Annotated in this window: 26 protein-coding genes; 12 read left to right on the top strand and 14 right to left on the bottom strand. The window is 65.3% G+C overall.

The annotated features are described in order from the left end of the window. Positions 1-34: 34 nt before the first annotated feature. Positions 35-1,099: a dihydrodipicolinate synthase family protein gene (locus KIO76_RS02705; RefSeq protein ID WP_249729455.1), complete on the top strand. Its 1,065-nt coding sequence runs from the start codon at positions 35-37 to the stop codon at positions 1,097-1,099. Next, on the top strand, positions 1,096-1,872 hold the full coding sequence (locus KIO76_RS02700; RefSeq protein WP_213321342.1) for an ABC transporter ATP-binding protein: 777 nt from the start codon (positions 1,096-1,098) through the stop codon (positions 1,870-1,872). The genes KIO76_RS02705 and KIO76_RS02700 overlap by 4 nt, the downstream gene beginning before the upstream one ends. A 349-nt stretch (positions 1,873-2,221) precedes the next feature. Here KIO76_RS02700 and KIO76_RS02695 read toward each other — a convergent pair whose 3' ends face one another. From KIO76_RS02695 to KIO76_RS02670, 6 genes are all read right to left on the bottom strand, one after another. Beyond that, a complete protein-coding gene (locus KIO76_RS02695) occupies positions 2,222-2,989 on the bottom strand; it encodes an ABC transporter ATP-binding protein (protein ID WP_213324973.1) in 768 nt (255 codons plus the stop codon). Next, positions 2,986-3,867 (bottom strand): ABC transporter ATP-binding protein, encoded by an 882-nt coding sequence (locus KIO76_RS02690; RefSeq protein ID WP_213321341.1) that lies wholly within the window; start codon positions 3,865-3,867, stop codon positions 2,986-2,988. Before KIO76_RS02690 ends, KIO76_RS02695 begins: the two co-directional genes overlap by 4 nt. Then, positions 3,864-4,775 carry a nickel transporter permease gene (gene nikC / locus KIO76_RS02685; RefSeq protein ID WP_249729454.1) on the bottom strand — a complete coding sequence of 304 codons (912 nt, stop codon included), beginning with the start codon at positions 4,773-4,775 and terminating at the stop codon, positions 3,864-3,866. The genes KIO76_RS02690 and nikC (KIO76_RS02685) overlap by 4 nt, the downstream gene beginning before the upstream one ends. Before the next feature lie 8 nt (positions 4,776-4,783). Further along, a complete protein-coding gene (locus tag KIO76_RS02680; RefSeq protein ID WP_213321339.1) occupies positions 4,784-5,830 on the bottom strand; it encodes an ABC transporter permease in 1,047 nt (348 codons plus the stop codon). 20 nt (positions 5,831-5,850) lie between these two features. Continuing rightward, positions 5,851-7,434 carry an ABC transporter substrate-binding protein gene (locus KIO76_RS02675; protein WP_213321338.1) on the bottom strand — a complete coding sequence of 528 codons (1,584 nt, stop codon included), beginning with the start codon at positions 7,432-7,434 and terminating at the stop codon, positions 5,851-5,853. 178 nt (positions 7,435-7,612) lie between these two features. Beyond that, on the bottom strand, positions 7,613-8,815 hold the full coding sequence (locus tag KIO76_RS02670) for a mandelate racemase/muconate lactonizing enzyme family protein (protein WP_213321337.1): 1,203 nt from the start codon (positions 8,813-8,815) through the stop codon (positions 7,613-7,615). Between the two features lie 263 nt (positions 8,816-9,078). Here KIO76_RS02670 and KIO76_RS02665 point away from each other — a divergent pair, with 263 nt between their 5' ends. Continuing rightward, positions 9,079-9,753 carry a GntR family transcriptional regulator gene (locus tag KIO76_RS02665; RefSeq protein ID WP_213321336.1) on the top strand — a complete coding sequence of 225 codons (675 nt, stop codon included), beginning with the start codon at positions 9,079-9,081 and terminating at the stop codon, positions 9,751-9,753. 131 nt (positions 9,754-9,884) lie between these two features. After that, on the top strand, positions 9,885-10,805 hold the full coding sequence (locus tag KIO76_RS02660) for a dihydrodipicolinate synthase family protein (protein WP_213321335.1): 921 nt from the start codon (positions 9,885-9,887) through the stop codon (positions 10,803-10,805). Between the two features lie 35 nt (positions 10,806-10,840). On the opposite strand, the gene KIO76_RS02655 is transcribed toward KIO76_RS02660, so the two are convergent. Next, complete coding sequence (locus KIO76_RS02655) at positions 10,841-11,272, bottom strand: cupin domain-containing protein (RefSeq protein ID WP_213321334.1); 432 nt, start codon at positions 11,270-11,272, stop codon at positions 10,841-10,843. Positions 11,273-11,359: 87 nt separating this feature from the next. On the opposite strand from KIO76_RS02655, the gene KIO76_RS02650 reads away from it, so the two are divergent. Beyond that, entirely contained in the window at positions 11,360-11,845 is a 486-nt protein-coding gene (locus KIO76_RS02650) for a MarR family winged helix-turn-helix transcriptional regulator (protein ID WP_249729453.1), read from the top strand. 64 nt (positions 11,846-11,909) lie between these two features. Here KIO76_RS02650 and KIO76_RS02645 read toward each other — a convergent pair whose 3' ends face one another. After that, a complete protein-coding gene (locus KIO76_RS02645) occupies positions 11,910-12,986 on the bottom strand; it encodes a citrate synthase/methylcitrate synthase (protein WP_213321333.1) in 1,077 nt (358 codons plus the stop codon). 84 nt (positions 12,987-13,070) lie between these two features. Here KIO76_RS02645 and KIO76_RS02640 point away from each other — a divergent pair, with 84 nt between their 5' ends. After that, complete coding sequence (locus tag KIO76_RS02640; protein ID WP_291976507.1) at positions 13,071-14,249, top strand: citrate/2-methylcitrate synthase; 1,179 nt, start codon at positions 13,071-13,073, stop codon at positions 14,247-14,249. Between the two features lie 31 nt (positions 14,250-14,280). On the opposite strand, the gene KIO76_RS02635 is transcribed toward KIO76_RS02640, so the two are convergent. Next, complete coding sequence (locus KIO76_RS02635; RefSeq protein ID WP_213321332.1) at positions 14,281-16,011, bottom strand: GMC family oxidoreductase; 1,731 nt, start codon at positions 16,009-16,011, stop codon at positions 14,281-14,283. A 92-nt stretch (positions 16,012-16,103) separates the two neighbouring features. Next, positions 16,104-17,306 carry an enolase C-terminal domain-like protein gene (locus KIO76_RS02630; protein WP_213321331.1) on the bottom strand — a complete coding sequence of 401 codons (1,203 nt, stop codon included), beginning with the start codon at positions 17,304-17,306 and terminating at the stop codon, positions 16,104-16,106. Between the two features lie 107 nt (positions 17,307-17,413). Between KIO76_RS02630 and KIO76_RS02625 the strand changes: the two genes are divergently transcribed. The 6 genes from KIO76_RS02625 to KIO76_RS02600 all read left to right on the top strand — a co-directional run bounded on the left by KIO76_RS02625 (position 17,414) and on the right by KIO76_RS02600 (position 22,887). Beyond that, positions 17,414-18,112, top strand: coding sequence for a FadR/GntR family transcriptional regulator (locus KIO76_RS02625; protein ID WP_213321330.1), 699 nt, complete (start codon positions 17,414-17,416; stop codon positions 18,110-18,112). 64 nt (positions 18,113-18,176) lie between these two features. Then, positions 18,177-19,478, top strand: a complete 1,302-nt coding sequence (locus KIO76_RS02620; protein ID WP_213321329.1) for an ABC transporter substrate-binding protein — start codon at positions 18,177-18,179, stop codon at positions 19,476-19,478. Between the two features lie 13 nt (positions 19,479-19,491). Further along, positions 19,492-20,421, top strand: a complete 930-nt coding sequence (locus KIO76_RS02615; RefSeq protein WP_213321328.1) for a carbohydrate ABC transporter permease — start codon at positions 19,492-19,494, stop codon at positions 20,419-20,421. Next, complete coding sequence (locus KIO76_RS02610; protein WP_213321327.1) at positions 20,418-21,251, top strand: carbohydrate ABC transporter permease; 834 nt, start codon at positions 20,418-20,420, stop codon at positions 21,249-21,251. The genes KIO76_RS02615 and KIO76_RS02610 overlap by 4 nt, the downstream gene beginning before the upstream one ends. A 93-nt stretch (positions 21,252-21,344) precedes the next feature. Beyond that, positions 21,345-22,463, top strand: a complete 1,119-nt coding sequence (locus KIO76_RS02605) for an ABC transporter ATP-binding protein (protein WP_213321326.1) — start codon at positions 21,345-21,347, stop codon at positions 22,461-22,463. 10 nt (positions 22,464-22,473) lie between these two features. Continuing rightward, on the top strand, positions 22,474-22,887 hold the full coding sequence (locus tag KIO76_RS02600; protein ID WP_213321325.1) for a GlcG/HbpS family heme-binding protein: 414 nt from the start codon (positions 22,474-22,476) through the stop codon (positions 22,885-22,887). A gap of 56 nt (positions 22,888-22,943) precedes the next feature. Here the strand turns inward: KIO76_RS02600 and nikE are convergent, their stop codons facing one another. The 4 genes from nikE to nikB are packed head-to-tail and all read right to left on the bottom strand — an operon-like array spanning position 22,944 to position 26,351. Next, complete coding sequence (gene nikE / locus KIO76_RS02595) at positions 22,944-23,753, bottom strand: nickel import ATP-binding protein NikE (protein ID WP_213321324.1); 810 nt, start codon at positions 23,751-23,753, stop codon at positions 22,944-22,946. After that, positions 23,750-24,532, bottom strand: a complete 783-nt coding sequence (locus KIO76_RS02590) for an ATP-binding cassette domain-containing protein (protein WP_213321323.1) — start codon at positions 24,530-24,532, stop codon at positions 23,750-23,752. Before KIO76_RS02590 ends, nikE begins: the two co-directional genes overlap by 4 nt. Further along, positions 24,532-25,410 carry a nickel ABC transporter permease subunit NikC gene (gene nikC, locus KIO76_RS02585; RefSeq protein WP_502761830.1) on the bottom strand — a complete coding sequence of 293 codons (879 nt, stop codon included), beginning with the start codon at positions 25,408-25,410 and terminating at the stop codon, positions 24,532-24,534. Before nikC (KIO76_RS02585) ends, KIO76_RS02590 begins: the two co-directional genes overlap by 1 nt. Then, the gene (gene nikB, locus KIO76_RS02580; RefSeq protein ID WP_213321322.1) at positions 25,407-26,351 is read right to left on the bottom strand and encodes a nickel ABC transporter permease subunit NikB; all 945 of its coding nucleotides are present in this window, start codon (positions 26,349-26,351) and stop codon (positions 25,407-25,409) included. Before nikB ends, nikC (KIO76_RS02585) begins: the two co-directional genes overlap by 4 nt. Positions 26,352-26,353: the final 2 nt, after the last annotated feature.

Here is a 26,353-nt window from a genome sequence, read left to right as displayed (position 1 = left end):
AACTGTTGCAGAGGCTGAAGCAAGAGGCTGAATCATGGGATTGCATCACACGGACCTGAGCCCGGATGTTCTTGGCCTTCTGCGTGAAGGGGCCGTCATCCCGGCGCATCCGCTGGCACTCGACGCCGCGCGCCAGCTCGACGAGCGCCGCCAGCGCGCCCTGACGCGCTATTATCTCGATGCTGGCGTCGGTGGACTTGCGGTTGGCGTGCACACCACGCAATTCGCCATCCGCGATGTCGGGCTCTACGAGCCGGTGCTGAAGCTTGCAGCCGAGACGGCGCGGGCCTGGACGGACCGGCCTCTGGTCATGGTGGCCGGGTTGTGCGGCGCGACCGAACAGGCGATCCGCGAGGCGAAGATCGCCGTCGCCAACGGCTACCACGCGGGCCTCCTCAGCCTCGCCGCCATGAAGGGCGAGAGCGTCGATGCGCTGATCGCCCATTGCGAGGCCGTGTCGCGGGAAATCCCGCTTATCGGCTTCTATCTGCAAAGCGCCGTCGGCGGCATGACGCTCGGCGTCGATTTCTGGCAGCGCTTCGCGGCGATCGACAATGTGGTGGCGATCAAGGTGGCGCCCTTCCACCGCTATCGCACGCTCGATGTCGCGCGCGGCGTCGCGCTCGCCCGCGCCGAGGATCGCGTGACGCTCTATACCGGCAATGACGACCACATCGTGCTCGATCTGGTGACGCCCTTCGACGTGCGTCGCGGCAACGGCGAGACGGCGCGGGTGCGCTTCCGCGGCGGCCTGCTCGGGCATTGGTCGGTCTGGACATCGAAGGCCGTGGAACTGATGAAGCGCTGTCGCGCGGCGCGCGACGCCGGCCATGTCGATGCCGATCTCCTGGCGCTCGACGCGCGCGTCACGGATTGCAACGCCGCCTTCTTCGACGTCGCCAACAATTTCCACGGCTGCATTGCCGGCTGCCATGAGATCCTGCGCCTGCAGGGCCTGCTCGAAGGCATCTGGTGCCTCGACCCCGAGGAGGGCCTCGGGCCGGGCCAGAAGGCCGAGATCGACCGTGTGCGCGTGGAGCATGCCGATCTCGGCGACGACGACTTCGTCCGGGCCAATCTCGAACGGTGGCTGGCATGAGCGGAGCGCCCTTCATCAGTCTGCGCAATGTGCGCAAGGTCTATGGCTCCGGCTCGCGGGAATTCCTCGCTGTCTCGGACGTGACCATGGATATCGCCGAGGGCGAGATGGTGTCTCTCGTCGGCCCCTCGGGCTGCGGCAAAACCACAGTGCTCAAGATCCTCGCCGGGCTGCATACGGCCGATGGCGGCACGGTCGCGATCGGCAACGCGGGCACGCCGTTCAACCCCGGGCGTGACGTCGGCATGGTGTTCCAGCAGGCGTTGCTTCTGAAGTGGCGCACCATCATGGACAACGTGCTCCTGCCGGCGGAAATCGTTGGCCTGCCGATGCGCGAGGCGCGCGAACGGGCGAAGCACCTCCTCGCGATGGTCGGCCTCGGCGGGTTCGCGGAGAAATATCCGCAGGAACTCTCAGGCGGCATGCAGCAGCGCGCAGCCATCGCCCGCGCCTTGATCCATGACCCGAAGCTCATCCTCATGGACGAGCCGTTCGGCGCGCTCGACGCCATGACGCGGGAGCACATGCACATCGAGATGCTGCGCATCTGGGGCGAGAGCGGCAAGACGATTATCTTCGTTACTCACAGCATCCAGGAGGCGGTGTTCCTGGGAACCCACTGCGCCGTGCTGACGGCAGGCCCTGCCCGCATGGCGGATTATTTTCCGATTACGTTTCCCGGCGAACGCACCGTCGCCTTGAAGACGCATGAGAACTTCGGCGAATACTGCCGGCGGATCTATACGGAGCTCGGCTTTCCCGCTGGACATTAGAATAGCGTCGCGCTCGACAAGCATTTGCGGCGGCGATGGATCCCCTTCCCGTCGCTGCGCGACGCCGGGGACGACAAGCGGATGGGTCGGCGCCTATCCTCGCTGCCCTGGACGCCGCGCTGATCCCTCCCCCTTGGGGGAGGGGGGCGCCGCAGGCGCCGGGTGGGGGTGTCTCGACGGGCTTGGGGTAAGCGCTGCATGGCGGGCGGAGCATCGTTCCCGGCCTCGTGCCCCCACCCGACCTCGCTGGCGCGAGGCCACCCTCCCCCAAGGGGGAGGGATCAGGGGGCGGTTCCCGCGTATCATCCCGGCGTCGCGCAGCGACGGGAAGGGGATCACGCCCGCATGTTCAAGCCAGCTGCACCTGCGGCGCGGGTCCCTCGCCATAGGCCTCGCTCGCCGTCAGCAACTCCCGCGTATAGGGATGCGTGAGATTGCCGGCGCGCAGTTGCGCGGCATCGAAGCTGTCGACGATGCGGCCGCCCTGCATCACGGCGATGTCGTGGCACATGTGGGCGATGACGGCGAGATCGTGGCTCACCAGCACATAGGTGAGATTGCGCTCAGCGCGCAGGTCCATGAGCAGGTTGAGGATTTCCGCCTGCACCGAGACGTCGAGCGCGGATGTCGGCTCGTCGAGCAGCAGGACGTCGGGCTCCAGCATGAGCGCACGGGCGATGGCGACGCGCTGACGCTGTCCGCCGGAGAGCTGATGCGGGAAGCGGAAGGCGGCGGCGCGCGGCAGGCCGACTGATTCCAGCGCCTCGCCGACCACCGTGATCGGCTTGTGGATTCCCTGATTGCGTAGCGGCTCCAGCAGCTGTGCCTGGATCGTCTGGCGGGGATGCAGGGAGCCGTAGGGATCCTGGAAGACCATCTGGACCCGCTTGAAGAAGCTTTTCGGGCGGTGAGGCGGCAGCGGGGTGCCATCCAGCAGGATCTCGCCGGAATAATTGGTGTTGAGACCCGCCAGTGCGCGCAGAACCGTGGACTTGCCGCAGCCCGACTCCCCGACAAGGCCGAAGGTCGAGCCCGTGGCGACCTTGAACGACAGGCCCGCGACGACGAGCGGCGCGTCATGGGCGAAGCGGATGTTGAGATCCTCGACCTCGATCATCGTGCCGCCCCCGCGCCGAGAAGCCATGCCGGATCGCGCGTGAGCACCGGCAGGCGGTGCTGCTCGCTGTGAATGGAGGGCAGGGAGCCGAGGAGCCCGCGCGTATAGGGATGCTCGGCCTTGTCGAGCTCGGATGCCTTCAGTGTTTCCATGATGCGCCCGGCATACATGATGACGACACGGTCGCAGAAGCGGCGCACGAGGTTGAGGTCGTGGCTGATGAGGATCAGGCCGAGGCCGCGGCTCTCGATGAGTTCGTCGAGCAGCGTCAGCACCTCCAGCCGAACGGTGACGTCGAGCGCGGACGTCGGCTCGTCGGCGATCAGCACATCGGGGCCGGCGATGAGCATCATGGCGATCATCACGCGTTGGCCCATGCCGCCGGAAATCTCGTGCGGATAGAGCTTGGCGACGCGCCTGGGATCGCGGATCTTCACCGCTTCCAGAATGGATAGGGTGCGTTCGGCCGCCTCGCGCGCCCCTGCGCGTCCGGGATGGTGCAGCCGCCAGGCCTCGGCGATCTGCTCGCCCACCGGCACGACAGGATTGAGCGAATATTTCGGATCCTGCAGGATGAGGCCGATGCGCCGGCCCCTCAGGCCCATCATCTCCTTCTCGCTGGCCTTGAGCAGGTCCACGTCCTTGAAGGTGAGCCGGTCGGCCGTGACGCGCGCTCCAGGCGGCGAGAGGCGCATGATCGCGCGGCCGATCGTCGACTTGCCGGCGCCGGATTCGCCCACGATACCGAGCTTTTCCCGGCCGAGTGTGAACGAGATGCCGTGGACGACCTCCACGGCCGCCTCGCCTCGGCCGAAGGCGATACGAAGATTTTGGGCCTCTATCAGGGGCTTGGTCGCGGCCTTCGCTGTGTCGGTCATTCGCCTGCCTTCGGATCGAGCACGTCGCGGAGCGCATCACCCGCGAGATTGAAGGCGAGGCTCACCACGGCGATGGCGATGCCGGGCGCTGCCACGACCCAGGGGGAATCCAGCATGTATTCGCGCCCCGTGGAGACCATGGCGCCCCATTCGGCCATGGGCGGCTGCGCGCCGAGGCCGAGGAAGCCGAGGCCCGCCGCCGTCAGGATGACGCCCGCCATGTTGAGGGTGATGCGCACGATCACGGACGGCAGGCACATCGGCAGGATGTGGCGCGTGACGATGCGTGTTCTCGAGGCGCCCTGCAGTCGCACGGCCGCGATGAAATCCGCGTTGCGCAGCGACAGAGCCTCGGCGCGGGCCAGACGCGCCATGGGCGGCCAGGCGGTGAGCGCGATAGCGATGATCGCGTTGGTGATGCCGGGGCCGAGGGCGGCTGCAAAGCCGAGCGCCAGCACGAGGCCGGGGAAAGAGAGGAAGATGTCCGTGACGCGCATCAGGACTTCATCAGCCCAGCCACCGAGATAGCCGGCGCACGCGCCAATGATCAGACCGATCGGCGCAACGATCACCGTGACGAGCATGATGATGTAAAGCGTGGTCCGCGCGCCATAGACGACGCGCGTGAACACGTCTCGTCCGAACTCATCCGTGCCGAGCCAATGGGCTGATGAGGGTGGCTGCAGGCGCCCCATCATGTTCTGGGCGGCAGGATCGTAGGGCGTCAGCCAGGGGGCTGCGACGGCTGTGGCGACCAGAATGAGGATGATGCCGAGCCCCAGGAGCCCCAGCGGATGGATCGCGAAGCGGCGCCAGCCTTGATAGAGCTGCTGCACGCTGGCCTGGAAAGCGTCCTTCGGCGTGTCGGTCTTGAGCCAGCTCTTCGGCCGCGCGCCGGGGGATGTCATGATCGCCGTCATCGTGTGCGCGGGTCCAGGATGCGGTAGAGCTTGTCGGAGATGATGTTGATGGTCAGGAAGACGACGCCGATGAGCAGAACAGCTCCCATCACCACGTTCATGTCGTTCATCTTCAGCCCCCGGGTGAGATACTGGCCAAGGCCAGGCCAGCCGAACACGGTCTCGATCAGCACGGCGCCGTCGAGCAGTCCGCCAAAGGTCAGCGCCAGCACCGTGAGCAGCTGCACGCGAATGTTCTTGAAGGCATGGCTCCAGATCATCTGGCGTCGCGAAACGCCCTTGGCGCGCGCCGAGATGATGTATTCCTGCCCGAGCTGTTCCAGCATGAAACTGCGGGTCATGCGGCTGATATAGGCCACCGAATAGTAGCCCAGGATCGCACCGGGCAGGATGATGTGGGATAGCGCGTCGCGAAACACGTCCCATTCCCCCTGCAAGGCGGTGTCCAGCAGCATGAGCCCGGTGATCGGCGGCACGAGCCCCTCATTGAGGATGTCGATGCGCCCGGAGGCCGACACCCATTGCAGCTTGGCATAGAAGACGAAGAGCGCCATCAGACCGAGCCAGAAGATCGGGATGGAATGGCCGGCGAGGCCGACGATGCGCGCGATATGGTCGATGAGCTTGCCGCGATTGATGGCGGCGACGATGCCGAGCGGAACGCCGATCAAAGTGCCGCACAGCATGGCGACAAGCGCGAGTTCGATCGTTGCTGGAAAGACCGTGAGAAGGTCCTGCGCGACAGGGCGGCCCGTGGTCAGCGATTGTCCCATGTCGCCTGTCACGATGCGGCCGATATAGGACGCGAACTGCCTCCAGATGGGTTCGCCGAGGCCGAGTTCGTTGTAGACGCGCTCGTAGGTGGCCCGGTCCACCTCCGAGCCGGTGACAGCAAGGACGGGGTCCGCGGGCAAGAGCCTCCCCATCGTGAAGGTCAGCAGCAGCAGGCCGACCAGAGTGACCACGATGGAAACGGCCTTGCCCGAGAACTGGCGCAGGCGCAGGAAACGTTGCGGTCTATTGAAGGCTTCGTAAGTCGTCATCCGGCGCCTCGAAGCAGAGCTTAGTTTTTCTTCACATCAAACCAACGTGTCGACCAGGTGGGGTGACCGACATAACCGGAGACACCCTTCTTGATGACGTAAGGGTCCGTGCGCTGGAGGGTGACGATCAGCGTCGGTGGGAGAGCCTGATAGCCCTTGTCCACCTGCTCGAAGAGCGCCTTGCGCTTCTCGGGATCGGTTTCTGCCTTTGACTGGTCGACGAGCTTCGTCAGTTCCGGTGCATCGAGCGCGGTGCGCCAGAGGTAGTAGCCGCCGAGCTTCGCCTCGTCGCGATTGTCCGGGTTATAGGCATATTGCACGAGCGTGCCGAACGGATCGGGTAGGCGCGTACCAGAATTGCCGACGAGAACCTGGAACTTGCGGGCGCGGAAGTCGGGGGTGTGTTCGCCGGGAACGATCTCGAACTCGACGCCAGCCTTGCGCGCGCTGTCCTGGAGCGCGACGGCCATCTTCAGCAGCGCATCCGATGACGGAAAGAGCGTCTTCTTCAGGCCATTGGGATAACCGGCTTCAGCCAGAAGCTTCTTGGCCTTTTCGGGATCGTATTCATGGCCCGTGGGTTCGCCTGTGGGCGCGCCGGCCATTCCCTTCGGAATAATCGACTGCCATGGGAAGCCGTTATACTTCATTGTGGTGGCCGCGAGCGGCTTCCAGTCTAGAATATGCTGGAAGGCTTCGCGCACCTTCGGCTTGGCAAGGTCAGGATCCTGCGTGTTCAACGCGATGTAGTAGAAGCCGAGACCGGGGCCAGGATCGATCGTCGCGCCTTTGGCTTCCAGCGCCTCGATATCTCCACTGGCCATATACTGGCCCACGTCGATATCGCCCGCCTCGATCTGCAGGCGCATATTGCCGGATTCCGGCACGTGCCGCATGACGACGCGCTTCATCGCGGGTGCGCCGGCCCAATAGTCGGCGCGGGCATCCGTCAGCAGGATGTCGTTTGGCCGCCATTGTGTGAGCTTGAAGGGCCCGCTGCCCGCGCTGTTGCTCTTCAGCCAGTTCTGGCCGAGATCGCCGTTCTTCTCGTTGGCAAGCACCGTCTTCTTGTCGACGATGCCGAGCGACGCGCCGGCCAGCGAATACAGCACGAGATCCGTCGAGACCGGTTCGGGCAGCTTGATGACCAGCGTCTGCGGGTCAGTCGCCTGGACCAGACTGTCCACATTGTCCTTGGTGAAACCCCAGAGCGCGACGTCAGTCGAGCCGACGGCGCCCATCTTGATGACGCGCTGGATCGACCAGGCGGCGTCCTCGGCGGTCACGGGATTGCCCGAAGAGAATGTCGCGCCCTTGCGGATGGTCATGGTGATCGTGCGCTTGTCGTCGGAGATCGTCCACTTCTCCGCCAGCATCGGCCGGATTGTGGTGAGATCGTCCGGGTTCACGATGACCAGATTATCGTAGAGGTTCGACACGACTTCCGACACTGTGCGCGCGTTGATGGCGGCAGGATCAAGCGCCGGGATGGCTCCGAGATTGGTGCCGATGACGAGCGCATTGGATGGGGAGGCCGCAAACGCGCCATTAGCGCCAGTGATCAGCGCTACTGCCGCGAGCCCGGCCAGAAGTCGATATCTCATAAGGTGTCCTCCCTCGATGGACTGGTGGTGCCGGGCTTTCTGCCCTTCGATGCACGTGGTTTTGATTATTGTGGGCAGGCTCGTTGGGTGGCCCGCCCTCGCCCGAAAACAATACCTCAAATCCCGACGCGGCCAATGGCCCATTGCGACTGAATGCGCGCCAAGGCCGCGGCTGCCATCACGGGAAGGCGGTCGAGCCGTCGGGCCGTGTTGCTACACGGCGCTCCCAATGCACGTAGGCGTCGGTTTTGAGGACATCTTCGTCGATCTCGACGCCCCAGCCTGGCCGATCCGGGCGGAGTTCGAGGTACCCGTCCTTCGGCAGGTAGGGGTCCTTTACATACCACGTTCCTTCGAGCCCCGCGCGCTCGACGGGCTTTTCCTCGCCGCCGCCTTGCAGGAAGTAGCCCGGACCTTGTGGCAGGCGATATTCCAGAATCCGGAAGTTGGGCTGGGCGGCTGAGAAGTGCAGGTTCACCGCGGTGGCGAGGGGCCCCATCGGGTTATGGGGTGCGACGGTGACGTAATGGGCTTCGGCGATCGCTGCGATCTTGCGCATCTCGAGGAGCCCGCCGATGACGCAGATGTCCGGCTGGATGATATCCGCGCCGCGGACGTTCAGGAGGCGCAGGAACTCGAACCGATTGTAAAGGGATTCGCCCGTGGCCAGAGTGCAGGTCATCTGGCGCTTCATGTCGCCCCAGACTTCCACGTTCTCCGGCCGCACCGGTTCCTCGAAGAACATGGGATCGTAAGGGGCGAGCGCATTACCAAGCTGGACCGCCTGGTGGGGCTCGAAGATGCGCGCGTGCGCATCGAAGGCGATTTCGTAGTCATTGCGTACGGTTTCCCGGAGGCTGCGGAAATATTCCGCGCTCGTGCGCACGACTTCGCCCCATCTGTTCTGGTGAATATTGATGCGGTAGGGGCTCAGCTTGAAGGCGGTGAAGCCCCAGCCTTCGTTGAGTCGGTCGAATTCGTCCCGTGCTGCGGGCGCGTCGGGTGCGGTGTAGACGCCGGCGTAGACGCGTACTCTGTCCCGGGCGTTCCCGCCGAGCAACATGTAGACCGGCACGCCGAGGGCCTTGGCGGAAATGTCCCAGAGACAATGGTCGATCGCCGAGATCGCAGCCAATGTCATGGCGCCCGGTGGAAAGCGCGATTGCTGAAGCAGATATTGAATGATGAACTCGATGCGGCGCGGGTCGCGACCTTCGAGGAAGGTGAAGAGATATTCGAGCAGCGGCGCCAACGCACGGTCGGGCCCGTGATTGTAGCATTCGCCCCAGCCGGTGATGCCCTCGTCGGTGTCGATCGCGACCAGAAGGCGCGGACGGTCCTTGTCGCGCGTCATATAGGTTCGCAGACGATCAATCTTCATATGCGCCCTCCAAATGCCCGTCGCTTCTTGATCGGGAACTCTCTAGGGGACCAGCAAAGCCACCTCGATAAGATCCCACCTGAGAACCGGGCCAAGCCCCGAAAACCGGGCCGCATCGAGTTCCGGCGACGCTGATCGCCGAGCTTCGACCGCGTCTTTGACTAGACCTAGCTTAAGAATCTTGATATATCAAGATCCAATATATCAGGCGTCAGATATCACCTCGCCGCTGTCCCGCGGGAGCGCATTATGAAGAGGTCCGCTTGCTACACTCTCTGGAGTCCCTCGATCCCAACCTGTTGAAGGGGTTGCGTGAACATGTTCACGAAAAGCTCCGCCAGGCGATCATCGCGGGGCGGCTGCCGACAGGGACGTTGCTCAACGAGCGCAAGGTCGCGGCCGAGCTCGGCGTGTCGACGACGCCCTTGAAGGAGGCGCTGCGTCGGCTCGAGCATGAGGGTCTGGTGAGGACGGAGCCGCGACGGGGCATTCGCGTGACCTTCGATGCGGGGCAGGCCGAGGAGATGGCGCTGGCGCGTGCAGCTCTTGAAAGCATGATCGCGCGGCTCGCGGCCGCCCGCATCACCGACGAGGCCCTCGCCCAGATCCGCGGCATCACCGAAGGCATGAAGAAGGCGACCCAGTCGGGCGCGGTCAGTCGGCTTATCGAGCTCAATGAGGCATTTCACGACGCAATCCATGCGGCTTCCGGCTGCCACTATCTCAAGCGCCTGCTCGTCGGACAGCTCATCTACGACAAGGCGGCGCGGCGATTTCTCCTCAGCGACACAGACGAGCGAGGCCGCGCGCTCGGGGAGCATCTCGCCATCTTCGCCGCTCTTGAGGCGCGCGATGAGGATGGCGCGGAACGGGCGATGCGCGATCACATCGTGCGGTCGGGCAAACAGCATGTGCAGACAGCCTTCGAACGCCGCTAAAGCATGTGCGGTGAACTCCGGTTCACCGCACATGCTCCAAGTATTTCTTTTCGCGAAGTCTTTCTTTTCATGCATTTTCTTCACGCGAGCCGGTGTCCACTTCGCTTGAAAATGCTCTAGGAGTTAAGGATATGGGAAACGCCAACGGATCGGGATCGGCTTTGCGGACGGCGCTTGCCGGGATTTCCGGTGTGCACGCCACGCCTTACGACAGGGATGGGGGCATAGATCGCAAGGTTCTCGCCGAAATCATCGAGCGCATCGTCGCGGGCGGTATCCACAATGTCGTGGCGGCTGGCAATACGGGTGAGTTCTACGCGCTCACACCGGACGAGGTGCGCGTTGTGCATGATACGGCAGTGGCCACGGCCGCCGGCCGGAGTCGCGTGACAGCCGCGGTGGGCCGCTCGCTTAAGGAAGCGATCGCGCTCGGGCGCCGCGCCAAGGAGATCGGCGCGGATGCCGTGATGTCGCATCAGCCGCTCGACCCCTTCGCGGCACCCCAGGCACAGGCGGCCTATTTCCGCGCGATCGCCGAAGAGGTCGATTTGCCGCTCGTCGCCTATGTGCGCTCGGATGCGATGAAGCCGGACGATCTCTTGTCGATCGCCAATCACCCCAACGTCGCCGGCGTAAAATTCGCCACGACGAATCTGATGCTGCTGGCGGAATGCGTGCGGGCCAGCAGCGCCGGGACTGCAATCTGGGTTTGCGGATTGGCCGAGGGCTGGGCACCGCCATTCTATGCGCTCGGAGCGCGGGGCTTCACCTCGGGCTTTGTCAATGTCGATCCAAAGCGCTCGCTGGCAATTCACGCTGCGCTCGAGGCTGGCGACTATGCCCTGGCGCGAGAGCGCGTGGCCGAGATCGCACGGTTCGAGACCCTGCGCACCAAATACGGCAACGGCGCCAATGTCACCGTCGTCAAGGAAGCGCTCGGTCTCCTCGGCCTTCCCGTTGGGCCTGTGCGCCTGCCGGGATTGCCGGTGCTCGATCCCGGCGACAAGGATATCCTGAAGAGCGAAATGGCGCGTTGGGGCTTGACGGGCTGACGTAGATCTGACGCCAGTTTTTGGGGGAAGGCCGATCAGGCGGGCACCAGCCCGTGCGCGAGCATGATCGACTTCACCTTTTCAATGTCGGGCTTGCCGGCGACGTTGATGGCATCAGCCATTTCTTCGAAATAGCGCTTGGAAATCGAACCCGGGGTCAGGACCACGAGCGCGCGAGCCGTCTCGGCATGTCTGTTCTCATGATGATGCACGGTGCCCCGAGGAATAAAGATGGTCTCGCCGGCACGGAGTTCCCGCTTTTCACCGTCAATAGTCATCGTGAAGGTTCCGGCCAGCCCGTAAGCCGCTTCATCAACCTCGCGATGGAAATGGGGTGCTGGAACGCGGGCCTCGGGGGGCACCGTGAATTCGAACATCACGAGATTGTCGGTTCCCTGATTTTCATCGACCAGGAATCTCAGCTCCAGCTCGCCGATGCGGACCACGTTGTCGCTGCGCGCTTCCATTGTCGTTCCTCGCTCTGTAAAGTGATTTTACATATCCTGACGTAAAGTCACTTTACACCTGATGTCAAGAGCGGCGGATGACGAGCATTGTGTGAATTTAGGAATACGGCCGGTTCCAACGGCAGTGAAAATGCGGGGCCGCCCTTCTTTGGGGCTCTGCTGCGCGTGACCTGGCAGCATGTGCGCGGCAAAATGCTCGAGGCGATCCGTGAAGCCGGCTTCACGGATTTCCAGGATGCGCATTTCGCGGTGTTCTCCTATCCCCTTCCAGATGGCGTGCGGCCGTCGGAATTGGCACGGCAGAAGCGCATGTCGCGGCAGGCCATGAATTACCTGATCGCTCAGCTCGAGGACCTTGGTTATGTCGAGCGGCGCGTAGCGGAGACGAGCGACAGGCGGCTCGTCCATCTGACAGAGCGAGGCGGTGCGGTTGCCGCGACCATCTTCGCTTGCCTGCGCGGCCTCCATAGGGAATGGGCGCAGGAAGTAGGCCATGCGCGTTTCGACGTCTTCCTCAGCGTGCTGCAGGAGTTGTCGGCCAAGGCCCAGTCCGAGGATTTCAAGGCAGTGTGAAAGACGTCTGGAGTGGAGCTGCCATGGCAGCTCCATAAAGCTCGGCTTGCATTCCCGTGCCGGTTCACGCGGCCCTTTTCGGCAACGGACCGACATAGCGGGATTGCGGGCGGATCAGCCGGTTCGCCGCCTCCTGCTCCAGGACGTGCGCCGCCCAGCCGGCAACGCGTCCGACCGCGAAGACCGGGGTGAATGTCTCGCGCGGCAGGGCCAGCGCCTCGAGCACCAGGGCGGTGTAGAACTCCACGTTGGTCTGCAGCGGACGCGAGCGCTTGCGCTCCGCTAGGATGGCGAGCGCGGCCTTTTCCACCTCATCGGCGAAACGAATGCGGTTGCCGCCCTCGCGAAGGGTTGCCGCCACTTGCTTCAGGACGTCGGCCCGGGGATCGCGCACGCGGTAGACTCTGTGCCCGAAGCCCATCAGCCGCTCGCCGTTGTCGAGCGCCTGTTCCAGCCATGGCCTGATCCGCTCCGGCGTGCCGATCTCATCGAGCATGTCGAGCACCGGGCCGGGCGCGCCGCCGTGCAGCGGCCCCTTGAGCGCGCAGAGCCCCGCGACCACCGACGACACCATGCCCGCCCGCGTGGAGGCAACCACCCGCGCGGTGAAGGTCGAGGCGTTGAGGCCGTGGTCGATGACCGTGACGAGATAGGTGTCGAGCGCATGGATCTCCGCATCCGATGCGGCTCGGCCGCGGAGCATCCGCAGCAGATCCGCCGCCTGTCCCAGCGCGGCATCCGGCGCGACGGGGGCCAGTCCGTCGCGATGGCGGGTGATGGCGGCGACGAAGACCGGCATGGCCGCCGTCACCAGGACGTGGCCCGGAACGGGCGATGCGTCGGGCAGCGCCGACAGCATCAGTCGCAACGCTTCGACCGGGCTCAAATCCGCGATCATCGGCAGCAGGCGCTCGGCGACGGGGAAGGCGGCGACACGGGCGGCCCCGAGCGCCCGGCTGACCTCGGCCTCGTCGCCGGCCGCCGACAGACCGCGCCACAACAGGCTCGTCACCGCCTCGAAGCTCTGGCGTCCGGCGAGCTGTTCAAGGTCGAAGCCGCGGATGATCAGGCGCCCGGCCTCGCCATCGACGTGGCTCAGGGCGGTTTCGGCCGCGACGACGTCATCAAGTCCAATAGACATTGCGTGTCTCCTTTGTCGGAGATAGCTTGATGTACTGATATAAATCGTCAATATTGATTGATATGATCAATATAAGGTGGCCACGTGGACGTCATCGATGCGGGCGAGGCGGTGGAGAGGCTGGGGGTCAGCCGGGCCACGCTCTATGCCTATGTGAGCCGCGGACTTGTGCGCGCCGTGCCGGATGCGGACGATCCGCGACGCAGCCTTTACAGCGCCGCCGATATCGATGGTCTCGTCACGCGCAAGCGGCGCGGGCGCAAGCCGGAGCGCATCGCGGCGAGCACGCTCGACTGGGGGCTGCCCGTGCTCACGTCGCACGTCACGCGTATAGAAGGTGGCCAACTGAGCTATCGCGGCCATGACGCGACGGAGCTCGCCAAGGCCGCGTCCTTCGAGGCGGTGGCCGCTTTGCTCTGGGGCTGCGGCGACAGCGATCCCTTCGCAGCGCCCATGCCGGCGGTGGGGGACGCCTGGGGTGAACTGTCGCGGTTGATGGCGGCGCGTTCCCTGCCGGAGCGTTGCGGCGTGCTGCTTCCCCTCATGCCCGGCGCCAGCGCGACGCTCTGGCGGCGCGAACCGCGTCTCATCTGGCCCAATGCTGCCGCGCTGCTGCGGACGATGGCTGCCGCCGCGGTCGGCCGTGCGCCGCGCGCCGCGCCGATCGCGGATGTCCTCGCGGAGGCATGGGGGCTTGCGCCCGGTCACCAGAGCGTTGACCATTTGCGCGCGGCGCTCGTGCTGCTCGCCGATCATGAGCTCAACGCATCCGCCTTCGCGGTGCGCGTCGTGGCTTCCACCGGCGCTTCACTCGCTGCCGCGCTCGCCGGCGGGCTCGCGGCCTTGAGCGGGCCGCGCCACGGCGGCACGACGAGCCTGGTCGAAATCCTCTTCGACGAGATCGAGCGCACGGGTGATGCCGCGCGCGTGGTCGATGAGCGCCTGTGGCGCGGTGACCTCCTGCCGGGCTTCGACCATCCGCTTTATCCGGATGGTGACCCGCGCGCCCTGGCGCTGCTCGGCCGGCTCCCGCTTGATGGACAGCGCGACGCGCTCATCGCCGCCGTCGGCGCGCTGGGCAAGAAGCCGAATGTGGATTTCGCGCTCGTTTCCCTGCGGCGGGCGCTCGGGTTGCCGCGCGGCGCGGCCTTCACGTTGTTCGCGGTCGGCCGCACGGCGGGATGGATTGCCCACGCGTTGGAGCAGCTTGAGGACGGCCGCCTCATCCGCCCCCGCGCCCGCTACGACGATCCTCAGGAGTAGATGGCCAGGGCGGAAGTTGCTGGCCGCTTGCTCAAGCCGACAGCTGGTAGCTCCGGGCCTTCTCGCTCTCGTGGCGCGCCAGGATCTGGTCGGCCTTCTTCTCGGCGATCATGATGGTCGGCAGGTTGGTATTGGCGCGCGGCACGGTCGGCATGACCGAGGCATCGACGACGCTGAGGCCGCCCACGCCGATGACCCGGCCGCTGCGGGCGTCGACGACGGCGAGCGGGTCGGCGGGATCGCCCATGCGGCAGGTGCCGGATGCGTGCCAGCCGCCGATGGTGTGTTTGCGGACAGTGACCTCCAGCAGGTCGTCGTCCGCGAGGATGGCCGCAAGCGTCGGGCCGGGCGCCATAAGCCGCTGGATGACCTGCCGCCGCAGGGCCGCCGGCCCGTCCGTCAGAAGCGCGGGCCCGATGGTCATCAGCCAGTTGCGGGCGCTGATCTGTCCGACAAGGGCGGCCATGGCCCCATGGGTCGAGGCGAAGGGGTCGAGCGCTGCCGCCCGCATCTCGGGCGTCGCGAAGATTGCCGCCATCCTGCGGAAGACGGCCTTCATGCGCGTGAGGTCGCGCGGGTCGGTCAGCAGCTGGAAGGCGACTTCCGGATAGACGTTCGGATCGGGGGAGGTCAGTTTCACCCAGCCCTGGCTGTAGGGCTTGTTGATCCAGCTGAACAGCGAGCCTATCCGCCGGCCGATGGGGTGCCACGCGGATTTCGCGACGACGACGGTGAACATGTCGTTGGCGGGCGCGTCCGGCAGGTCCGAGGTGTAGCGCAGCGCCATCTGCACATGGCGGCGCGGGGTCTCGCCCATGCGCGCGCCGGGCTTGATCCAGGCCGACATCGACATCGACGGATGTTCCTGCAGATTGGCGCCGACGCCGGGCAGATCATGGACGACCGGGACGCCGATGGCGCGCAGGTCTGCGGCGGGGCCGATGCCGGCCCTGAGAAGGATCGCCGGTGAGCGCAGGGCGCCCGCGGCGAGGATGATCTCGCGGCCGCGAACGACCTCGCCGTTGACCTCGACGCCGACCGCGCGGCCCTCTTCCACGACGATGCGCGAGACGACGGCACGGGCGCGAATCGTCAGGTTCCGGCGGGCGCGGGTCGTCGCGTCGAGATAGCCCATCGCCGCCGACCGGCGCTGCTTGCGATCGGTCGTCAGGGCCATCGGAAACCAGCCGTCGTCAAAACAGCCGTTCTGGTCTTCGATGTTGCGATAGCCCAGCCGTTTGAAGGCGCCGGCGGCCGCCTTGGTGAAGCCCGGCCAGATCGCCTCGGGCACACGGCTGATGGTGATCGGGCCGTCCGCGCCATGAAGCGGGCCGGTATAGTCGAGGTCGGTTTCGAGCTTGCGGAAATAGGGCAGGACCGAGGCCCAGTCCCAGCCGGCCGCGCCGAGTTCCGCCCATTCATCATAGTCGTCCGGCGTGCCACGATTACCGAGCTCGCCGTTGATGGTCGAGCCGCCGCCCATGACGCGTGCCTGGCCGTAGGGTTTCAGCGGCGGCCGGCGCGGGTCATTGTGCGGCACGGGCTCGAAATAGGCTTTCAGCCCTTGCCATTGGTAGTTGGCATTGAAGGCGGCGCGGTACGGATAAACATCCTTGATCTCATCCGGCTCCTCGCCGGGAAGATGGTCTTCGCCCGCCTCCAGCAGGAGCACCCGGTTGGCGCCCGGCGCCGAGAGGCGATTGGCGAGGACACAGCCGGCGGAGCCGCCGCCGACGATGATGAAGTCCCAATGCTGCGTCATGATGTGCTCTTCATGGACTCGTGCTTGTCGCGGACTTTTTATGGTCGTGGACATGGAGTTCGTATGCCGCGGTGGCGGCCTCGGCGCCCTCTTCAGCGCTCGGGGGTGAAGACGTGGAGCGCCTTGCGGTGCCGGGCGATGTAATCCCAGTCGTAGTCGACGCCGAGGCCGGGGCCTTCTGGCACGGGCATGCAGCCGTCCTCGCCGATCGCCTCCAGCTCGTCGCTGTAGCCGGAGCCGAAGACGGGCGGCATGGGATTGCGCACGCCCGGCGCGACCAGCGACAGCTCGTACCAGTTGCTGTTGCGCATCGCCGCCATGCAATGGCGTTGCGAAGGGCCGGCGGCATGGATCTCGCAATCGAGACCGAAGGCCTCGGCGAGATGGGCGATCTTCATCGCGCCGGTGATGCCCATGTCGTAGTCGGGATCGGTGCGGATGAAGTCCGTGGCGCGATCGGTCAGCCAGGGCACCTTGGCCTCGAGGCCGCGCACGTGCTCGGTCAGGAGCAGCGGTGTCTTTACATGCTCCTTGAGCTGGCGCGCGGCATGCGGTGACCAGCCGGCGTCCATGAAGGGGTCCTCGTACCAGTAGTAGTTGCCCTCGTCGCAGGCCTTGCCGACATAGATGGCGTCGGCGAAGGTCTTGAGCTCGCTGGCGGCGTCGTACATCAACGTCATCTTGCCGCCGACGCGGGCGGCGCAGTGGAGTAGGTTTTCCGCCTCCTCGCGGCGGTCGCCTTCGCCCCAGCCATGGATCTTGTAGCCGCGGAAGCCGAGCTCCAGGCATTCCTCGGCAAAGTCGGCATAGGCCTCCTTGCTGTCCAGGATGCCGGCGCGGCCGCCGTTGAGGGTGCTGGCATAGGTGGGCAGGCGGGTGCGATAGCCGCCGAGCAGCCGCCAGACAGGCTTGCCGACGGATTTGCCGGCGAGGTCCCAGAGCGCGATGTCGAGCGCGGAATGCCCGACGGCCATGAAATGTCGGTGCATGCGCTTGAGCTTGTTGTAGATGGCCTCGCGCGCCTCGGCATCCTCACCGAGGATATGCGCGGCGAGGCCGCGAACCTGTCCGACAAGAACGCCGTTCTTGCCGCTGTGGGCGGTGCAATATTCACCCCGCTGCCCGTCGGCCGTTTCAATGGACAGGGCGAAAGACGGCACCTCGCTGGTGGCACCTTTCATGACACAGCGGTTGCCGCTGGCATCACGGCCAAGGCCTTCAACCTTATAGTCAAATTCGTGAATCTCGACGCGTGTGATGCGGCTGCCTGGCCGTGCTGCCGTCGGTGTGCTCATGGTGGGCGGTCTCCGTCCGCGGCGCTTGTCGGTTCTGTGCAAAGGCACTTGTCAACGCCGATCTGTCTGACTAGTATCGTTGTAGTCCGATAACTTGGAGCGCGTCAATGTCCGATATCAGCGAGCAGGAGAGCCGGGTCGATGCGGCCTACAGGCACCTCGTCGCCTACATCGAACGTGAGAACGTGCCCGAGGGCAGTCGCCTGCCGTCGGAGAGTGAATTCGTGGAGCGCTTCGGCCTGTCACGCGCCAGCATTCGTGAGGCGCTGGCCCGCCTCAGGGCGGAGGGGCGGGCGGTCTCGCGCCGCGGCTCCGGCACCTTCACGGCTCGCGGCTTGCCGGCGGAGCTTGTTCGCCTCTCGGCGATCGATTCGGTCCAGGATCTCATCGACTGGCACGAGTTCCGTGTTGCCCTCGAAAGCGAAGTCGCGGCGCTGGCGGCGGAGCGGCGCGATGATGCTGATCTGGCTCGCATTCATACGGCGCAGGACGCGTTGATGGCCAAGCTCGAGAGCGAGCACGGCCAGGCTGAGGACGCCGAATTCCATCGCTCCATCGCCGTCGCGGCGCATAATGGGAAGCTCCTGGATGGCGTGGGCGCGCTGGCCAATCACATCTTTCGCTGGAGCGGGCAGACGCGTGAGCGCGGCATTCTCACGCTCGGTGAGCGCCGTGAAATCATTGCGGCCGAGCACGGCGAGATCATCAACGCGATCGTGGAACGCAAGCCCGACCAGGCGCGCTTCGCAATCCGCCGGCATCTGTTGAACGGCCGGGCGCGCTTTCTCGGAACACTGCGCCTGTAGGCGTGTCGAGCTCAAAATTAGTCAGACAGGACGAGAATCTGTCCGTCAGGGAGGATGTGGGGATATGGCAGGCACAGGATCCAGGCTGATCGATCGTCGATCGGCACTCAAGGGCGGTCTCGCGGCGGGAGTCGCAATGCCGTTCATTGCGCGGTCGGGCTTCGCGCAGGGCGCGGGCAGTGTCCGCATCTGGACTTTCATGAGCGCTGAAGGACAGTCGCCGCGCGAGAAGGTCTTCAAGGCGTTGATCGACGAATTCGAAGCGAAGAACAAGGTCAAGGTGGTCGTCGAGCCGCAACCCTTCCAGGAACTCGAAACAAAATTCGTCGCGGCGGTCGCACAAAAGCGTGCGCCGGATCTCGTGTGGCTGCGCGACACCTTCCTCAGCCTCGTCGTCGACCGCAAGGGATTGGCGGATCTGAACGAGGTGCTGACACCGGACTTCAAGCGCGACGCGCTGCCGGACATGTTCGATGTCTTCACTCAGAAGTCGGTCTTCGACGGCAAGCGCGTGTCGTTGCCGATCTGGCCATCGCCGGCGCAGATCATCTTCTACCGCAAGGACGCCTTGCGGGAGATCGGCCTCGACGCGCCGCCGCTCGCCTGGGACACGTTCACAGACGCGGCTGCCAAGCTCACGAAGGGTGACCGCATCGGCTTCGGCCTGCCGACGAGCGACAACAGCGTGTCGGCCTTCATCAACATCATGACGGGTTTCGGCCCGGAGATCTTCGACAAGACGACCGGGCGTATCGATCTCACAGGCGCGCAGGCGATCGAGACGGCGAATGTGGTGCGGACGCTGGTGGCAAGGGGCGCGGTGTCGAAAACCCTGCTGAACGCGATGGGTGACGACATCCAGGACCAGTTCGCCGCCGGTCGCTTCGCCATGGCGCAGGCCTTCGCGCCGCGCTTCCAGCAATACCAGAAGATCGCCGCCGGCTACGATCCGAAGGAACTCGCTATTTCCGCTTGGCCGTCCTTCGGTGGGCGCCCGCCCGCCGTGCTGCTCGGGCCTTACTGGACGGTCGGCCTTGCCGCCACGTCGCAGAACAACGAGGCGGCTGTCGCTTTCCTGGAATCGCTATACACGCCCGAGGCGTCGATGCGCTGGGCGAAGGACGCGAGTCTCATTCCCGACCGGCGCTCCGTCATGAAAGACCCGTGGTTCGAGAAGCCAGAGGCGGCGGTCACGCGGAATTTCTTCGAGCTTCTGTCGGGCAAGGGCGCTTTCGTCTTCCCGCAGCGCGTGCCCGATATCACCAAGATCTTCGCAGTGCTCAATACGTCTCTGCAGGAGATCATCGGCACGGACGAGAAGGTCGAAGCGATCCTCGCGCGCGCCAAGACGTCGCTCAACTGGTAGGAAACCGCGACAGATGGTCAGCGTTCCAGCGTCTGGTACGACAACATTCACCCGATCGATCGAGGATGCGGCACGTGCCGGGCGCCGCATCGGCACGACGCTGGTTGGTCCGGCGGTACTCGTCGTCATCGCCGTCAATATATTGCCGGCGTTCTTCGGCTTCTACTCGAGCCTGCGCAAGATCTTCTTCTTCGGCGATGAAGGTTTCGCCGGGCTCGACAATTTCAGGGCACTTTTCGCCGATCCCGTAACCTGGGAGGCGATCGGCCGGTCGCTCATCTTTACCTTCGGAGCGCTGGCACTTGCTGTTCCGCTGGCGCTGCTCGCGGCGCTGGCGGTTCGTGAGCTCGGCGCGCGTGGCCGCATCCTGCTCACCATTCTGCTGGTGCCGTGGGCGATGAGCCCGATCGTCGTCGCGCTCCTGTGGAAGTGGATCCTCCTGCCGTCGCCGGGCGGTCTCTTCGCGTCTATCTTAGCCACCTTCGGCATGCCGCCCGCCAACCTCCTGTCCAATCCGACGTGGGCGATGCCGACGGTGATCGCGGTCGCGGTCTGGCGGACCTTCGCCTTTGCCGCCATCATCCTGACGGCCGGCCTCGGTCAGATCCCGAAGGATCTCTACAAGGCGGCCGCCGTCGATGGCCTGACGGCGATGGAGCGTTTCTCGCGCATCACCGTGCCGTTGCTCGCGCCGTCGATCCTGATCGTCCTGTCGATGTTGACGATCAGCTATTTCAACGAGGTCCAGGTCATCATCGGACTGACGTCGGGCGGACCCATCCGCTCCACGACGACGCTCGCCTACCAGCTCTACCTCACCGGTTTTGTGGAGCTGGACCAGGGCCGCGGCAATGCCATCGCCGTGGTGATGTTCCTGATCAATCTCGTGCTCATCGTCGGCTATGTCCAACTCCTCGGCAACAGGAAGGGTGGTGAGGCATGAACCAGAGCATGCGCCTGTCCGGCCGCGCGGCCCTTCTCGCCGCGTCGGCGATTGCCACCGTGGTGGTGCTCGGCCCGATCATCTGGGCGGTGTCCACGTCGCTGAAGTCGGACAACCACATTTTCGCGGTGCCGCCGCGTCTCATCCCCGATGAGCCCACGCTGATGCATTTCCAGCGCCTTCTCGCGGAAGGCGTGCAATGGAGCTTCCTCAACAGCGCCTTCTACACCGTGGTCGCTGTCGCCTTCGCGGTCGCCGTCGGAGGCACCGCCGGCTACGCGCTGGTGCGCTATCCCGTCCCGGCCAAGCGCGCGCTGCTCATCCTGTTCATGGGAGTCATGTCGATCCCGAGCTACGCGCTTCTCCTGCCGACGCAGGTTATCTTCGTGCGGCTCGGGATCTTCGACACGCGGCTCGCGCTCCCGATCCTCTATGCCGCCCACGTCATTCCCTTCGCGGTGTGGATGACCCGGGCGCATTTCGCAACCGTGCCGCGCGAGCTCGAGCAGGCGGCGCTCGTCGATGGGTATTCTCGTTTCGAGGCGGTGTGGAAGGTCATCATCCCCGGCGCGCGCCCGGCCCTGATCGCGGCTTCCGCCTTCGGCTTCCTCTATGCCTGGAACGACTACATCACCGCCACGACGATGGTGGAATCGCCCGATCTTCGCACGTTGCCGGTTGCCCTCATCTTCTTCCAGGGTTTCCACGGGCGGGACTGGGGCGCGTTGATGGCGGGCGTGGTCATCGCCACGCTGCCGCCCGTCGTCCTCTTCCTCGTCTATCGACGGTATCTGATCGGCGGCTTCTCGGAAGGCTCGGTGAAGGGGTGACCCCCACCGGCGCCAGCGCGATCCGCCCGCCGGATGACGGGCAGCCAGACGCTATTCCGCCCAGACGCTTTTTCGCAATGTGAGAGCCAAGGAATGAACGTGCACAGCCAGGATATCGCATCGCGCGCCGTAGGCGCCTCCGCGCGTTCGGTCCGCTTCGTCGATGTCGCCAAGCGCTTCGGCTCCGTCACGGCGGTCGGCGATGTCAACCTGACCATCGCGCCGGGACAGTTCGTGACGCTGCTCGGCCCTTCTGGCTGCGGGAAGTCGACGACGCTCAGCATGATCGCTGGACTGGAGCTGCCGAGCCAGGGGCATATCTATATCGGCGAGAGGGATGTGACGACGGTCCCTCCGGCGGACCGGGACATCGCCATGGTATTCCAGTCCTACGCGCTCTATCCGCATCTCACGATCTTCGAGAACATCGCCTTCCCCCTTCGAGCGAAGCGCCGGCGCACCACCGAGACGGAGGTCAACCGGAAGGTGAAGGACGCGGCGCGGATGCTCGGTCTTGACAAGCTCTTGGAGCGGTTCCCCCGCGAGATCTCCGGCGGTCAGCGCCAGCGCGTCGCGCTGGGGCGAGCGATGGTGCGCACGCCGACCATCTATCTCCTGGATGAGCCGCTTTCGAACCTCGACCAGCAGCTGAGGGTGCAGATGCGCTCCGAGCTGAAGGATCTCCACCAGCGGCTCGGCGCCACCATGCTCTACGTCACCCACGATCAGGGTGAGGCGATGACCCTGTCGGACATCATCGCCGTGATGTCGGCCGGGCGCATCGAGCAGGTGGGCGCGCCGCGCGAGCTCTACGACCGGCCAGCCAATCTGTTCGTGGCGCGCTTTCTCGGCGAGCCTGGCATGAACATCCTGAACGGCGACATCGGCGATGGCCGGCTGCGCGGGCAGGGCGTCGCGATCGCGCTTCCACCGACCGTGAAGGCAGGCCCCGGCAAGCTGTGTGCCGGCATTCGGCCCGAGGATCTCGTGCTTTGCCGGGCTGACGAGGCCGAGCTGACCGGAGTGGTGAGGACGGTCGAGTTCCTCGGCTCGCGGTGCCTGATGCGCGCCGATATCGGTGATACGCTCGTCACCGCTTTCCTGCCGGCCGATGTCACGACGCAACCCGGCGAGACGGTCAGCCTCAAGGCGTCTCACGCCGGCCGCACGCGCTGGTTTGATGTGGCGTCGGGCCTCGCGGTCGGTCATTGAGGCGATCGCGATGCGTCAGATCATCAGCATCGAGACGACCGAGGCTTTGAAGGCCGCGTCGGCGGCGCTCGAGGCGGGCGCCGGGCGCGGCCATGCGCTCGCGGTCTGCGTGGTCGACGCGACCGGCACGCCGCTCGTCCTCCTGCGCGACGACCGCGCGCGGCTGACGACCGTCGAGATGGCCGTCAACAAGGCCTGGACGGCGGCGGCTCACCAGCGCGCGACCCATGAACTCGCGGCCGTCGTGCAGCCCGGCCAGCCGGGGTTCGGGGCCAATATCCAGTTCGGTGGACGGCTGTCGCCCTTGCCGGGCGGATTGCCGATCGGGGCAGAGGGTGGCGTCGCTGGCGGTATCGGCGTCAGCGGAGGAGACGCGGAGACCGATATTGCCGCGGCTCGCGCAGGGTTGAATGCAATTCGTTGAACGGTTTCTCGCTCTTCATCCAGGCGTGCGAAGACGGTGTCGCGCGGCGCGCTCGATCAGGGCGTCGGCTGTTCGTGACGTTGGGCCGGTCTCGCGGGCAGCACTGCGCCTTGCAGGGCGCGTGCGGCCGGGTGCTTGAAGTGAAGCGGGCGTGTCACCGGTACATCCTCGACGATGCGGCCTCCATCCATGACGACCACGCGCTTGCAGAAACGGTGGACTAGCCTGAGGTCGTGGGTGACGAAGAGAAAGGCGGTGCTGCGCGTCGCCTGGATCTGCTTGAACAGGTCGATGGTCTGGATCTGCAGCACGAGGTCGAGGTTCGAGACCGCTTCGTCCAAAACGATGAGCTCGGGCTGCGGTGCGAGGGCACGGGCAATGCAGACACGCTGCAATTGTCCGCCACTCATCTGCGCGGGCAGTTTCGCTGCATCATCGGGTGTGAGCCCAACCTCCACCAGGAGCTCGCGAATGCGCGCGGCCCGCTGGCGCTCGTCGAGGTCGGTGAGGTGGCGCAGGGGCTCGGCAATGATGCGTTCCACGCTGTGTCGCGGGTTCACAGCCTCCAATGAGTCCTGGAACACCACCTGCACAGCGCGGCGGAAGGCGGCGAGGCTCGCGCCGCCGAGCGCGCTGAGCGATGTGCCCTTGAAGCGGATATCGCCACGGTCCGGCTTCTCCAAGCCGAGGATGAGCCGGCCCAGGGTGCTCTTGCCGCAACCGCTCCGGCCGAGCAAGCCGAGCGTCTCGCCCGGCTGGATCGCCAGGTCGATGCTATCGAGCACCGTCTTCGGCGCGGCGCGGCCGACCAGTGAAAAGGTGCGATAGCTACGGCCGACGCCGCGCGCTTCGATCAAAGCGGTCACGCCACCTCCTCCTCGACATAGAGCGCGAGATGCGCGGCGATGAGGCTCTGGGTGATCGGGTGCGCCGGCGCGTCGAAGATCGAGCGCACCGAACCGCGTTCCACGATCCGGCCGGCACTCATGACAGCCATGCCATCGGCGAGGCGTGCTACAACGCCCATGTCGTGGGTGATGAGGAGGACGCCGAGATTGCGCTCCCGGGCGACGCGCTCGATGAGATCGAGCAGGCGCGCCTGCACGACGAGGTCGATGTCCGTCGTCGGCTCGTCGGCAAAGAGAAAAGGCGCGCGCGACAAGAGCGCGAGCGCGATCATCATGCGCTGGAGCATGCCGCCGCTCATCTCGAACGGATGGAGCGCGAGGATTCGCGCGGGATCGTCCAGCCCAACCTCCGCCATGGTGTCACGGATGGCGTCTTCGGAGCCGGCGTCCCGATGGCCAACGGCGGCCAGCGTTTCCACCGCGTGGGCGCGCATGGTCTTCACCGGATTGAAGGCGCTGCGCGGGTTCTGCATGATGGTGGCGATGGTGCGTCCGCGGAGTGTCGCGGCCGGCTTTTCCTCTCCATCCAGCAGGATACGACCGGACCTGCGGGCCACCCCGGCTGGCAGAACGCCCTGCGCGCCGCTTGCCGTGAGGGATTTGCCCGAACCGCTCGGCCCCACGAGGGCGAGGATATGCCCTGTCTCCAGGGTGAGCGTGAGCCCGTCGACGAGCGGGATGTGCCGGCCATGCCGATGTGTCGTGATGGTGAGGTCTTCGATCGTGAGCGTGGGCATCAGTGCTGATGCTCCGCTGCGAGATGCGGATCGAGCTTGTCGCGAATGGCATCACCCGCGAGATTGAACGCGGCCACTGCGACGAACAGCGCGAGACCCGGCCAGAACAGCAGCATCGGTTCCGTCCAGACGAACTGCCGTGCGTCGTTGATCATGACGCCCCATTCCGCTGTCGGCGCCATCACGCCGAGACCGAGAAACGACAGGCCGGAGACGTGCAGCATGATATGGCCAATGTCGAGCGTCGCCAGCACCACGAGCTGAGCGATGGTCGGCGGCATGAGATGCTCGATGAAGATGCGCGTGCGGCTGGCGCCGGCGACACGTGCCGCCAGGATGAAATCGCGGCGTTTGAAGGAGAGAACAAGCCCGCGCACGATGCGCGCGTACCACGCCCAGTGCGACAGCACGATCGCGATGATGACGTTGACGAGGCCGGTGCCGAGCATACCCACCATGAAGAGGGCGAGCACGATGGTGGGGAACGTCAGGAACACGTCGCAGCAGCGCATGATGAGCTGGTCGGCACGGCCGCCAAGCACGGCCGAGGTACCGCCGATGAGGATGCCGAGCGCGATGATCCCTGTGAGCGCGATGGCGACCGCACCGAGCGACACACGGGAACCGTGGATCAGGCGGGAGAGCATGTCGCGCCCGAGATGATCGGTGCCCATCCAATGAGCGAGGCTCGGCCCCTGAAGGCGACCTGGCAGGTCGACGGCATTCGGATCGTAGGGCGCAATCAGGGGCGCGGCGATGGCAGTCAGAAGAAGGACCGCGACGAGGCAGCATGCGATGCGAGAACTCCACCGCATGCTGGCGAAGAAGCCGCGGGGCGGTGCTAAGGCGCCGCTGTCGTGTTCGACGAGCGCTGTCATTCGGCGCTCCCGGCATTGAGGCGGATGCGCGGGTCAGCCCAGGCGTAGAAGATGTCGACGAGGAGGTTACACAGCACGAAGATCAGCACCATCATGAGTGTGAAGCACTGGATGACGGGATAGTCCCGGTTGAAAATGGCCGAGACCGCATAGCGGCCGAGACCCGGCCAGCCGAAGACGCTTTCGATCACCAGCGTGCCGCCGATGAGTTCACCTGCATGCATGCCAGTCGCGGTGATGATCGGCAGGATGGCGTTGCGCAGCACATGGCTGCGCTCGACCTTGCCCTCGCTCAGGCCCCGGAGGCGCGCATAGTACACATGCCGCTGGCCTGCGACTTCAAGCATGCTGGCACGTAGGAGCCGCGCGTTGATGGCCAGCGACATGAAGCAAATGGCGATGACCGGCATGATGAGATGCGCGGGAGTGCCGCGGCCCATCGGTGGCAGCCAGCCGAGCTGCAGGGAGAAGAGCAGCACCAGCAGGAAGCCAAGCCAGAAGTTGGGCATTGAGACACCAAGGAAGGCGATGCCGCGCACTACCTGATCGGGCCACCTGTCGCGATGCCGGGCGGCCCACATGCCGAGCGGCACGGAAACGAGGAGGGTGAAGGCGAGCGCGATGCCGGCGAGTTGAAGCGTTGCAGGCAGGAAATGCAGCACCTCCGGCAAGACGGGTCGCTGCAAGGCATAGGACGTGCCGAAATCGAGCCGCAGCGCATCCCACAGCCAGAGGAGATACTGGGTCAGCAGCGGCTTGTCCAAGCCGAGTATGGCGCGTGCTTCGACAAGTGCCTGGTCGGTGGGCGGAATACGCGACAGCCGGAGATAATCGAGCGCAGGGTCGCTTGGCCCCAGGCGCAGCATCAGAAAGATGACGAGGGAGGCTCCGAGCAGCATCGGAACGAGGAGCAGGATACGCCGGGCGATGAAGGAGGCCATTT

It is taken from the genome of Chelatococcus sp. YT9, assembly GCF_018398315.1.
In the GTDB taxonomy this organism is placed as follows: domain Bacteria; phylum Pseudomonadota; class Alphaproteobacteria; order Rhizobiales; family Beijerinckiaceae; genus Chelatococcus.
This window is presented reverse-complemented; position numbering and strand designations above follow the sequence as displayed.

Bases quoted from the DNA above. Each gene is read 5' to 3' on its own strand.
- KIO76_RS02705 (WP_249729455.1), top strand. From the start codon at position 35: ATGGGATTGCATCACACGGACCTGAGCCCGGATGTTCTTGGCCTTCTG.
- KIO76_RS02700 (WP_213321342.1), top strand. From the start codon at position 1,096: ATGAGCGGAGCGCCCTTCATCAGTCTGCGCAATGTGCGCAAGGTCTAT.
- KIO76_RS02695 (WP_213324973.1), bottom strand. From the start codon at position 2,989: ATGATCGAGGTCGAGGATCTCAACATCCGCTTCGCCCATGACGCGCCG.
- KIO76_RS02690 (WP_213321341.1), bottom strand. From the start codon at position 3,867: ATGACCGACACAGCGAAGGCCGCGACCAAGCCCCTGATAGAGGCCCAA.
- nikC (WP_249729454.1), bottom strand. From the start codon at position 4,775: ATGACATCCCCCGGCGCGCGGCCGAAGAGCTGGCTCAAGACCGACACG.
- KIO76_RS02680 (WP_213321339.1), bottom strand. From the start codon at position 5,830: ATGACGACTTACGAAGCCTTCAATAGACCGCAACGTTTCCTGCGCCTG.
- KIO76_RS02675 (WP_213321338.1), bottom strand. From the start codon at position 7,434: ATGAGATATCGACTTCTGGCCGGGCTCGCGGCAGTAGCGCTGATCACT.
- KIO76_RS02670 (WP_213321337.1), bottom strand. From the start codon at position 8,815: ATGAAGATTGATCGTCTGCGAACCTATATGACGCGCGACAAGGACCGT.
- KIO76_RS02660 (WP_213321335.1), top strand. From the start codon at position 9,885: ATGGGAAACGCCAACGGATCGGGATCGGCTTTGCGGACGGCGCTTGCC.
- KIO76_RS02655 (WP_213321334.1), bottom strand. From the start codon at position 11,272: ATGGAAGCGCGCAGCGACAACGTGGTCCGCATCGGCGAGCTGGAGCTG.
- KIO76_RS02645 (WP_213321333.1), bottom strand. From the start codon at position 12,986: ATGTCTATTGGACTTGATGACGTCGTCGCGGCCGAAACCGCCCTGAGC.
- KIO76_RS02635 (WP_213321332.1), bottom strand. From the start codon at position 16,011: ATGACGCAGCATTGGGACTTCATCATCGTCGGCGGCGGCTCCGCCGGC.
- KIO76_RS02630 (WP_213321331.1), bottom strand. From the start codon at position 17,306: ATGAGCACACCGACGGCAGCACGGCCAGGCAGCCGCATCACACGCGTC.
- KIO76_RS02625 (WP_213321330.1), top strand. From the start codon at position 17,414: ATGTCCGATATCAGCGAGCAGGAGAGCCGGGTCGATGCGGCCTACAGG.
- KIO76_RS02620 (WP_213321329.1), top strand. From the start codon at position 18,177: ATGGCAGGCACAGGATCCAGGCTGATCGATCGTCGATCGGCACTCAAG.
- KIO76_RS02615 (WP_213321328.1), top strand. From the start codon at position 19,492: ATGGTCAGCGTTCCAGCGTCTGGTACGACAACATTCACCCGATCGATC.
- KIO76_RS02610 (WP_213321327.1), top strand. From the start codon at position 20,418: ATGAACCAGAGCATGCGCCTGTCCGGCCGCGCGGCCCTTCTCGCCGCG.
- KIO76_RS02605 (WP_213321326.1), top strand. From the start codon at position 21,345: ATGAACGTGCACAGCCAGGATATCGCATCGCGCGCCGTAGGCGCCTCC.
- KIO76_RS02600 (WP_213321325.1), top strand. From the start codon at position 22,474: ATGCGTCAGATCATCAGCATCGAGACGACCGAGGCTTTGAAGGCCGCG.
- KIO76_RS02590 (WP_213321323.1), bottom strand. From the start codon at position 24,532: ATGCCCACGCTCACGATCGAAGACCTCACCATCACGACACATCGGCAT.
- nikC (WP_502761830.1), bottom strand. From the start codon at position 25,410: ATGACAGCGCTCGTCGAACACGACAGCGGCGCCTTAGCACCGCCCCGC.
- nikB (WP_213321322.1), bottom strand. From the start codon at position 26,351: ATGGCCTCCTTCATCGCCCGGCGTATCCTGCTCCTCGTTCCGATGCTG.